Below are 9,766 nucleotides of genomic sequence, written 5' to 3'. Positions count from 1 at the left end.
CGCCACCGGATCATCGTCCGGTACGGCGGGCGGCATGCCGGCGCCGTAGGGGTCGAGAATCGCCGCCACCTGTCTCCCCCACCGCTCGTGTGCCGATTGGCGCGTCATGCCCGTTGCGCGCCCGATGGTGGCCCACGTCGCCCCGCAGCGCCGCAGGCTCATCACCGTCTCGACGGAATCGATCCCGGCGGCCAGCTGGATGCGCAGGCAGGCGAGTTGCCACGCGAGCTGCCTCTCGGCGGGGATGTCGGTCCCCTCCTCCGCCAGCCACTCCTCGGATCCCGGAATGGGACCGGTTCCGACGATGAGGTCGGCCTGGCGACCGGCCTCCAGGACGCCCGCCGTGACCACCGCCTCGGAGGCGCTCCCAATGTCTGCCGTGACCGCCCTGTCGATGAGGTCGCTCATCGCGTCCCCCCCTCCTCAGTAGTTTCTTGTGTCAGGCATATCCTGACAGTGTGAGGTTTGCTTGTCAAGCTTTGCCTGACGCCGCTCCCGGGGTTCGGGCCCGGTTGCCCCGTCGCCGAGGTGCCCGGAGGGGTGGCCGTCGGCTCGTGTGGTCGATTTGCTGGGCGCATTCCCACCTCCCCGCCACCGCGGCCCTTTCGTCACACTGACGAATCATCCTTCCGGCGCGCCGCCTTCGCTCCTCCCCGCCGGGTCATCCTCTGTCCGGTTCGATGCCGAATCCGGTTCTTGGTGAGTGGCCGTCCGGTAGCGCGTTGGCGGTGTCCCGCACCGCGTGCCCGGTCCGCCTTACGGTGCGACGGGATCGTCCGGGTATGCGGTCTTGCCGACCCGGGTGCGCGACGTGTCGCGAGTTATCCACACTCGGTGGATCAATCTGTTGGTGAATCGCGTTCCCCGTGGTCCAGGGCGTGCCGCGGATCGGGTGCGCGGCGACGGGACCCGCCGATCTCGGTTCGTTCCGGGTGCCGAGGACGCCGCTTCCGTGGCCGGTATCGCCGTTCGTTTCACGTGAAACGCGAGTGGCGCCCGTCGGGTTTCGGACCGCGGTGCCAGGCCTCGGGTCGCGGCGGACCCCTCCCCTCCCCCACCGGGAGGCGGTGCCGGTCTCCGCCGCCCGGCCGCCGCCGGGTCAGCACCGGCCGAGCATCGGCTCCGGGACCGGCGGTTCCGACGACGCCGAGTCGGTCCCCCTAAGACCCCTCCCCTCCCCCGCGCCGGGAACCGCATCGCGGGACGAGGTGTACCGGCCCGATGCCGATCGGCCGAGCTCGACCGCCTGCCGCCGTGTCGGTGAATCGACCCCGTCGTTCGTCGGGACTCGTCCGGGATCGGCCGTCACGCCGGATCAGGTGTCACGGGAATCCTCGTCGGCACCGTTCCCGTGATTCGGTTTGCGACCGATCGCGAGGGGCGGTCCGCGCGAACCGAGGCGTGTGGGATCGGAGGTGGTGATGCATCCTCTGCGGTCTCGGCGAGAACGCGGGCATCGGGCGTGGTCGACCGCCCGTTGTTCCACCGGGGGCGCGGGTGCGGGGCGGGTGGAGCTCGCCCGCGCTCCGGCGCGGCGCCCGTATCGACTGAGTTGTGGTCCCCGGGTGCTCTCGGGAACGCGGATCGGATTCACGTGAAACATCGAGGTCGAGGTTCAGAACTCGAGACTGGCGGAGGTGGGTGTGGAAGGCGGATCCCGCCGGCAGTCGTGACGCCTCGGGAGCGACGCCCGAGACAGGTTCCCCGCCGTGCGTCGTCACTGGGGCGCCGTCGGTGGACGATCGGGCCGAGTGGACTCCGCGAGCGCCCGCGCTGGGAGTCCGGCGACCCCACGGCCGGCGCGCGGCGGATGTTTCACGTGAATCCCACAGTCTCGATTCGGGCGGAACGCAAACGGCGGACGTCGGATCGGGCCGTGGCGGGCGCATGACACCACCCAGATCCAGCGCGGAGACGAGGCGGTCGCGCAGCCTCGTCGACCATCGATCGAACCCGGTGAGGTCGGGCGGCCACGATCCGCCGGTGTGTGGCGCTCGCCGCGGCTCGGGCGATGTGCGAATGCGGATCCGGAAGCAGTGGGGACGCGTGCCCACCCCATGCGGTGCCGTCCGAGAGCGCGCCGACCGATGCGGTCGATGGGATGTTTCACGTGAATCCGACCGTGGCCGGCGCACCCCAGTGGTTCCGTAACGGGCGTTGGCTGGGTTGTGGACGGCCGGGTTCGTAGCGTGAGTCCTCCGCGCTCGGAGCGGCGGATCACCGGACAGACTGTGTCCGGTGCCCGCTGCTACTCGGGCGGCGGGTGTTTCACGTGAATCCGACCGTGGCCGGCGCACCCCAGTGGTTCCGTAACGGGCGTTGGCTGGGTTGTGGACGGCCGGGTTCGTAGCGTGAGTCCTCCGCGCTCGGAGCGGTGGACTACCGGACAGACTGTGTCCGGTGCCCGCTGCTACTCGGGCGGCGGGTGTTTCACGTGAATCTGCGTGCCCGAGTCGCGGGCTCCCTGCTGACCGTGTCGGGTGTTGCTGTGGTCGGGTGCCCGATGCGTGAGGTGATTCTGGCGTGCCCAAAAGGTCGCGGGCTTCCGTGCCGGCCGTGTGGGGTGTTGCTGCGGTCGGGTACACGATGTTTCACGTGAATCCGCCGAGGGCACCGGGCACCCAGCGTCATTCGCTCCAGTTCGAATGGGTGGTTCGGGCGTTTCACGTGAATCCGGACGTGGTCTACGCCGGGACCACCGCCGGGGCGCATCGTTCCCGGACCGGGTGCCGGGCGCACACGGGTTCACCGGGCGGAGTTCGGCCATCCGTCCGCCGCACCGTGATTTCCCCGACCGCATCGGCTCGTGCTCGACCGCTGGGTGCGGTGCGGGCCGCTGCTACTCGCCGCGAACCGGTCTCGCTCCGCTCTGCGGGTCGCGAGTCCCGGCAGGGGGCGTTCGGTGCCGCCGCTTCCAGAGGGAAGTGGCACGCCTCCCCGTCCTCGACGCCACATCGGTACCGATCCCGCGCGGGGCGAGACCCACCCCCGACGGGCACGAACGCGATCGAGGTCGGGGTGCCCCTCCCCTCCCCCGGTCTCGTGGGCGGCGTAGATCACCGGCCGCTGCCCCGCGTCCCCCACCCGAGTTGCCGTGTGTCCGTGGGTGAAGCCGGACCCGAGGTGCCCCCCGGAGTCCGTGTCCCCACCCCGAATCGACGCCCGATGCGTCACCATCGTCGCCTCTCTCCGTCCGGCGGCGCGTAACCCGCCTCTACGGCCCGATGCGGTGCAGAATCACATCGTCAGGGTTTGGGGAATTGCGGGCGTCACGGGAGGATGTTTCACGTGGAACACATCGAGTCCGAGGACCTGCCTGACGCCGCTCGCACACTCTTCGGAGACCGACTCGAACTCGCCGAGAAGTACCATCTATCCCTCGCCACCGATGGGGTCGAACGCGGCCTGATCGGTCCGCGGGAGGTCCCCCGGCTGTGGGAACGGCACCTGCTCAACTGTGCGGTGATCGGAGAGCTGATCGCGGAGGGCGAGTCGGTGGTGGACGTCGGCAGCGGCGCCGGGCTCCCCGGCATTCCCCTCGCGATTGCGCGCCCCGATCTCCGGGTCACCCTCGTCGAGCCGCTCCTGCGACGATCGGTCTACCTCGCCGAGTTCGCCGAATCGGTCGGCCTGGACATCCTCGTCGTGCGCGGGCGCGCGGAACAGCCCGGCGTGATCAAGGAGGTCGGGGGCGCCGATGTCGTCACCTCGCGTGCGGTCGCACCCCTGGAGAAGCTTGCGCGGTGGTCGATGCCGTTGATCCACGAGGGTGGTCGGATGCTCGCCATGAAGGGTTCCAGTGCGGCCGAGGAGATTTCCCGGGATCGCGCTTCCCTAACCCGTATGGGTGCTGGCAAGCTAGAGATCGTCGAGTGCGGTGTCGACCTTCTTCCCACTCCGACCATTGTTGTTCGGGCGGAGCGAGTCTCCCGGCGATCTCATCGCCGATGACAAAGTCACCGTGCGCTCGTGTGCGAATGCGACGATCTAGCAGGCAAGTCCAGTGAAGGAGCAATCTATGTCGGGTGGACCCGAATCAACTGTTTCACGTGAAACAGATCACGACGCCTCGAGTTCCACCACCGACAACAAAGAGAACCCGTACTCGGCCCCCGCCGCGTACGCCGGCATCTCCTCCGTGGACACCCCGATCGGTGCAGCGGCACAACGGGCCAGCCAGGTCCTGCACCCGCACACGGTCACCCTCCCCCGGCCGAAGACCCGTCGGATGCTCACCATCGCGAATCAGAAGGGTGGGGTCGGCAAGACCACCTCGGCTGTGAACCTGGCGTCCGCGCTGGCCGTGCAGGGGCTCCGGGTTCTCGTCGTGGACCTCGACCCCCAGGGCAACGCCAGCACCGCGTTGGGCGTACCGCACCACTCGGGCACCCCGTCGAGCTACGAGCTACTGATCGGTGAGGTCACCGCGGCCGAGGCCATCCAGCAGAGCCCGCATCACGAGGGCCTGTTCTGCATCCCCGCGACGATCGACCTCGCGGGCGCCGAGATCGAACTGGTCTCCATGGTCGCGCGCGAGGGACGGCTGAAGAACGCGCTCTCCGAGAAGGCGCTCGCCTCGATCGACGCCGATTTCATCCTGATCGATTGCCCGCCCTCGCTCGGGCTGCTGACCGTCAATGCCCTGGTGGCGGCGAACGAGGTCCTCATTCCCATCCAGTGCGAGTACTACGCCCTCGAGGGCGTCGGTCAGCTGCTCCGCAACATCGAGTTGGTGCAGTCGCATCTGAATCCCGATCTGCACGTGTCGACCGTGCTGCTGACCATGTACGACGGTCGCACCAAGCTGGCGGATCAGGTCGCGGAGGAGGTTCGCAGGCACTTCGGCGATGCGGTCCTGCGCGCGGTCATCCCGCGCAGCGTGAAGGTGTCGGAGGCGCCCGGATTCGGGATGACCGTCCTCGACTACGACCCGGGTTCGCGGGGCGCAATGAGCTATCTCGATGCCGGGCGGGAACTCGCAGCCCGGACCGAAACGATCAACTCGCAGGAGCAGCAGTGAGCCAGAGAAGCAAGGGCGGACTCGGGCGGGGCCTCGCCGCGCTCATTCCCACCGGTCCGGAGGCGGGGCCTCGCCTCGGAAGTGCCGCCGCCGACGTCATCATCGGCAACGCGACCGCGCCGATCGCGGTGAAGCCGGCTCCGGTCGTCGAGGCGCCCGAGGCCCCGGAGGCGCCCCAGGCCCCGGTGAAGGAGGAGGCCCCGGCGAAGCAGGAGAAGCCGGAGTCGGCCACCGCGGCGACACCGTCCACCGATGGTGCGGCCACGCCTGCGGTCGACGGCGCGGAGGTGGCGGACGGACCCGACCTCTCCCCCGTCGGTGCCGTGTACCGCGAGATCGCCGCGGCCCAGATCGAGCCGAACCCCAAGCAGCCGCGCCACGTCTTCGACGAGGAGGCCCTCGGCGAACTCGTCCACTCGATTCGCGAGTTCGGCCTGATGCAGCCCATCGTGGTCCGCCGGGTTGCCGCCGACCGCTACCAGCTCGTCATGGGTGAACGCCGGTGGCGGGCCAGCCAGGAGGCCGGGCTCGAGCGGATCCCCGCGATCGTGCGGGAGACGAACGACGGGTCGATGCTTCGCGACGCGCTCCTGGAGAACATCCATCGGGTGCAGTTGAACCCGCTCGAGGAGGCCGCGGCGTATCAGCAGCTCCTCGAGGAGTTCAACGTCACGCACGACGAGCTCGCCTCCCGGATCGGTCGCTCGCGACCGGTGGTGACGAACATGATCCGGCTCCTGAAGCTGCCGATCCCCGTGCAGCGCCGCGTCGCCGCCGGGGTGCTCTCGGCCGGCCACGCCAGGGCGTTGCTGTCGCTCGAGGCGGGGCCGGAGGCACAGGAACAGTTGGCCGCCCGGATCGTGGCGGAGGGCCTTTCGGTGCGCGCCACCGAGGAGGCCGTCACGCTCGCGAACCGCGAGGGCGAGCCGGTGCCTGCCCCCGCCGCCAAGCGCAAGCCGATCCAGATGCCCGGTCTCCAGGACGTCGCGGAACGGCTCTCCTCCTCGTTCGACACCCGCGTGACGGTGAGTCTGGGCAAGCGGAAGGGCAAGATCGTCGTCGAATTCGGCTCGGTGGAGGATCTCCAGCGGATCGTCGAGATGATGGAGTCCCAGTCGCCCGGATAGGTCGGATTTTCCGGGTACAGACACCCGCGGACGATACGTCACTGTGACAGTACGGTCGCGGGACCGCGGGTGTCTGTACCCGATTCCATCGAGATCCCTTGCATACAAGTACATTTCGGGTCTCGTTCCGTGAACGACGCCAGCCGGACGTGGATCGCCTATCCTTGATGGCAGAGAATGTGTCACGCGGGGGCCCCGGGCCTCCGCAGTAGGTGTTTTGGAGGCGGAGTCAGGGTGTCGATGCGCATCAGCCCGCTCACCCTCGACGGTTTCGATCAACTCCCCCGTCATTCCCGGCGGTGCGTCTTCTGGGAGATGGACCCGGCCGCCGTCCGCAGCTCCCGCGACTTCTCCGATCCCGAGTTCGAGAAGGAAGCCTGGCTGTCGATGGTCATGCTGGAGTGGGGATCCTGCGGCCAGGTCGCCACGGTCGACGGCACCCCCGCCGGCTGCGCGCTCTACTCACCGCCCGGCGTGGTGCCGCGCGCCAAGCTCTTCCCCACCTCCCCCGTCAGCCCGGACGCGGTCCTGCTGACGACGATGAGGCTCGAACCGGCCGCGGAGCTGGATGGGGTGGGCCCGAGTCTCATACAGGCCGTGGTGGGCGATCTGGTTCGCCGTGGCGTGCGCGCACTCGAGGCCTTCGGGATCCGCGGTGTGGAGGACGATCCGGTGGCCGCACGGCGCGGCCAGGAGTGCACCCCGGTCGATTGCATGATCGATGCCGAGTTCCTCGCCGACATGGGATTCGAAGTGGTTGCCGCGCATCATCGGTACCCCAGGATGCGGCTGGAGCTGGACCGGGATCACGGGTGGAAGGCCGACGTGGAATCGGCACTGGAACGGCTGCTGGCGGTCGCGTCGCTGACCGTGACCAACATCGAACAGAAGTCGACCGTCGGCGTGCTCTGAGCGCGTCGCCCGCGAGCGGCGACGGCGGGCTTGCTAGGCCTGGTCGGCCTTCGAGAGCTCCTCGGCGAGCAGCTCGGCGAAGGTGAAGGTGCCGGTGGGCTGATCGTCCTGTCCGAGCAGGTAGAGGCGCTTCACCGCGATCAGGATGGACTCGGCGATGATGTCCCGGTTGCGCGGATTGGCGAGCACGCTGACATCGGATTCGTTTGTGAGATAACCGATGTCGACCTGCACGGTCGGCATGTTGGTCAGCCGCAACAGATCCCAGGTGCGGCCGTGGGTCCGGCAGTCCTGCAGCGAGGTGCGGGCCACGATCTCGCGCTGGATGAAGCTGGAGAGAACCTGCCCGATCCGCGAGGTGGCGCCGTGCGAGTTCCCGAAGTGGAAGCTGGCGACACCATTTGCGTGCGGGCTGGTGCTCGCCGAGCACCGCAGCGAGATCATCAGGTCCGCCTCGAACGTGTTGGACGTCTCGGCGCGCTGTGCCGGCGACGGGTTCTGGTCGTGCGGGCGGGACAGGAACGTCTCCATGCCGGTCGCCGCCATCCGGCCCTCGAGCCGGCTGGCCAGGTCCCAGAGGATGTCGGACTCGGTGATCGGACCGAAGGCCGTGTCGAGCACGATGCCGGTCTCGCCGCCGCCGAGGTCGGGGTCGATCACGATGCGCTTGCCGCTGAGCTGAGGACCGGAGCGGCGGACCAGCTCCTCCTCGGTGATGGCGTGGGGCGAGCCGCCGGTGACCCGGGTCCCGAGCAGATCGAGCGACCGCAGCGTCTGCGGGCCGCAGATGCCGTCGGAGGCGATGCCGATCTCACGCTGGAACGACGACAGACCCTCGTGGGTCTGCGGGCCGAAGTAGCCGTCGACGCGGCCGGGGTAGAAGCCGAGGTCCTGCAGCTTGGTCTGCAGCGCCGCCACGTCGTCGCCGTACAGCGGCGCCGACAGCTGGTAGATCAGCGTGCGGGCGCCGAGCCGGTAGGAGGCCTCCTTGAGCGACCGGTAGGTCGCGGTGCCGACCACCCCGTCGACGAGGAGGCCGCGCTGCTGCTGGAACGCGCGCACGGCGCTGTCGAGGTGGTGGTCGAACACCGCGTCGGGCGCGATCCACTGCGAACCGTTGATCGCCTCACGCGAGGTGGTGGATACCCCGTTGTGCAGGAAGCCGAGCGTGGAAAGGGTGCCTCGAACCTCAGCGACGGCGGGACCGTGATCGCCGTGACGGAGTCGATGCATACTTCCCGGCCCTTTCGTCAGTTCCTGACGGCGCACCGAGGCGCCGCGCGTCGCACGTGTCGATCGATTGTCGCAGAAGCCCCCGAGAAACAGTCAATCTCGGGGGCTGCGATGTGACCTACAGGACGTCGGACAGGTCCTTGAGCAGGGCGGCCTTGCCCTTGGCTCCGACGATCTGCTTCACCGGCTTGCCGCCCTGGAACAGGATCATCGTGGGGATCGACATGACCTGGAAGTCGCGCGCGGCGGCCGGGTTCGCGTCGATGTCGAGCTTGGCGACGGTGAGCTTGTCGCCGTGCTCACCCGCGATCTCCTCGAGGACGGGGGCGACCATCTTGCAGGGACCGCACCAGGTCGCCCAGAAGTCGACGAGGACCGGCTTCTCGGAATCGAGGACATCCTGCTTGAAGGAGTCGTCGGTGATGGTGATCGTGTTGGACATGTCTGTCTCCTCGGGTGGCTGGTCGGGGTACGCGGGCGATCAGGCCTCGACGGCGACCGGTTCGCCGGCCGCCTCGAGGGTGTTCGCGGTGATGTCGCCGCGTTCGGCGAGCCAGCGCTCGGCGTCGATCGCGGCGGAGGCACCGGTGCCCGCCGCGGTGATGGCCTGGCGGTAGGTGTGGTCGACCAGGTCGCCTGCGGCGAAGACACCCTCGAGGGAGGTCGCCGTGGTCGGCGACTGCACGCGGACGTAGCCCTCGTCGTCGATGTCGACCTGACCCTTGACGAGCTCGCTGCGCGGGTCGTGGCCGATCGCGACGAACAGGCCGGTCACGGGCAGCGTCGACTGCTCTCCGGTGACGGTGTCGCGGACGACGAGGCCGGTGACGCTGTTCTCGCCGATGACCTCGACCGGTTCGGCGTTGGTGACGAAGCGGATCTTCTCGTTGGCCTTGGCGCGCTCGAGCATGATGCGGGAGGCGCGGAACTCCTCGCGGCGGTGCACCAGGGTGACCGAGCGGGCGAACCGGGTCAGGAAGGTGGCCTCCTCCATCGCGGAGTCGCCGCCGCCGACGACCGCGATGTCCTGGTCCTTGAAGAAGAAGCCGTCGCAGGTCGCGCAGGCGCTGACGCCGCGGCCGAGCAGCCGCTCCTCCCCCTCGATGCCGAGGTAGCGGGCCGCAGCGCCCATCGCGAGGACGACGGCGTGCGCGTAGTAGGTCTCGCCGTTCGCGACGACCTTCTTGACCGGGCCGGAGAGGTCGATCTCGTCGACGTCCTCGGTGCGGATGTCCGCGCCGAAGCGCTTGGCCTGCTCACGCATCTCGTCCATCAGGTCCGGGCCCATGATGCCCTCGCGGAAGCCAGGGAAGTTCTCCACCTCGGTGGTGGTCATCAGGGCGCCGCCGAACTGGGTGCCCTCGAAGAGAAGGGGTTCGAGCTCCGCTCGAGCGGCGTAGACGCCTGCCGTGTATCCGGCGGGTCCGGAGCCGACGATGATGAGGTCGCGGACCGAGGTCGGAGTAGTCATGCG

The 9,766-nt window shown here is 68.9% G+C and carries 8 protein-coding genes; 4 read left to right on the top strand and 4 right to left on the bottom strand.

Annotated features, from left to right (window positions below):
- Positions 1-408 (bottom strand): hypothetical protein (locus RM1_RS17810; RefSeq protein WP_072753059.1); only part of this gene is annotated, 408 nt, incomplete at its 3' end.
- Positions 409-3,279: 2,871 nt separating this feature from the next.
- On the opposite strand from RM1_RS17810, the gene rsmG reads away from it, so the two are divergent.
- The 4 genes from rsmG (at position 3,280) to RM1_RS17790 (ending at position 7,059) form a co-directional block, all read left to right on the top strand.
- Complete coding sequence (rsmG, locus tag RM1_RS17805; RefSeq protein ID WP_072753058.1) at positions 3,280-3,951, top strand: 16S rRNA (guanine(527)-N(7))-methyltransferase RsmG; 672 nt, start codon at positions 3,280-3,282, stop codon at positions 3,949-3,951.
- Between the two features lie 67 nt (positions 3,952-4,018).
- Positions 4,019-5,020, top strand: coding sequence for a ParA family protein (locus RM1_RS17800; RefSeq protein WP_072753057.1), 1,002 nt, complete (start codon positions 4,019-4,021; stop codon positions 5,018-5,020).
- A complete protein-coding gene (locus RM1_RS17795; protein WP_072753056.1) occupies positions 5,017-6,147 on the top strand; it encodes a ParB/RepB/Spo0J family partition protein in 1,131 nt (376 codons plus the stop codon). The genes RM1_RS17800 and RM1_RS17795 overlap by 4 nt, the downstream gene beginning before the upstream one ends.
- Before the next feature lie 234 nt (positions 6,148-6,381).
- Positions 6,382-7,059, top strand: coding sequence for a hypothetical protein (locus RM1_RS17790; RefSeq protein ID WP_072753055.1), 678 nt, complete (start codon positions 6,382-6,384; stop codon positions 7,057-7,059).
- A gap of 33 nt (positions 7,060-7,092) precedes the next feature.
- On the opposite strand, the gene RM1_RS17785 is transcribed toward RM1_RS17790, so the two are convergent.
- The 3 genes from RM1_RS17785 to trxB form a co-directional block, all read right to left on the bottom strand.
- The gene (locus RM1_RS17785) at positions 7,093-8,292 is read right to left on the bottom strand and encodes an N-acetylmuramoyl-L-alanine amidase (protein ID WP_027502177.1); all 1,200 of its coding nucleotides are present in this window, start codon (positions 8,290-8,292) and stop codon (positions 7,093-7,095) included.
- Between the two features lie 118 nt (positions 8,293-8,410).
- Positions 8,411-8,734 (bottom strand): thioredoxin, encoded by a 324-nt coding sequence (gene trxA, locus RM1_RS17780; RefSeq protein WP_072753054.1) that lies wholly within the window; start codon positions 8,732-8,734, stop codon positions 8,411-8,413.
- 39 nt (positions 8,735-8,773) lie between these two features.
- Positions 8,774-9,763: a thioredoxin-disulfide reductase gene (gene trxB / locus RM1_RS17775; RefSeq protein WP_027502179.1), complete on the bottom strand. Its 990-nt coding sequence runs from the start codon at positions 9,761-9,763 to the stop codon at positions 8,774-8,776.
- Between the last annotated feature and the right edge of the window lie 3 nt (positions 9,764-9,766).

Source organism: Rhodococcus maanshanensis NBRC 100610 (genome assembly GCF_001894865.1).
GTDB lineage: Bacteria > Actinomycetota > Actinomycetes > Mycobacteriales > Mycobacteriaceae > Rhodococcus_G > Rhodococcus_G maanshanensis.
This window is presented reverse-complemented; position numbering and strand designations above follow the sequence as displayed.

Bases quoted from the DNA above. Each gene is read 5' to 3' on its own strand.
- rsmG (WP_072753058.1), top strand. From the start codon at position 3,280: ATGTTTCACGTGGAACACATCGAGTCCGAGGACCTGCCTGACGCCGCT.
- RM1_RS17800 (WP_072753057.1), top strand. From the start codon at position 4,019: ATGTCGGGTGGACCCGAATCAACTGTTTCACGTGAAACAGATCACGAC.
- RM1_RS17785 (WP_027502177.1), bottom strand. From the start codon at position 8,292: ATGCATCGACTCCGTCACGGCGATCACGGTCCCGCCGTCGCTGAGGTT.
- trxA (WP_072753054.1), bottom strand. From the start codon at position 8,734: ATGTCCAACACGATCACCATCACCGACGACTCCTTCAAGCAGGATGTC.
- trxB (WP_027502179.1), bottom strand. From the start codon at position 9,763: ATGACTACTCCGACCTCGGTCCGCGACCTCATCATCGTCGGCTCCGGA.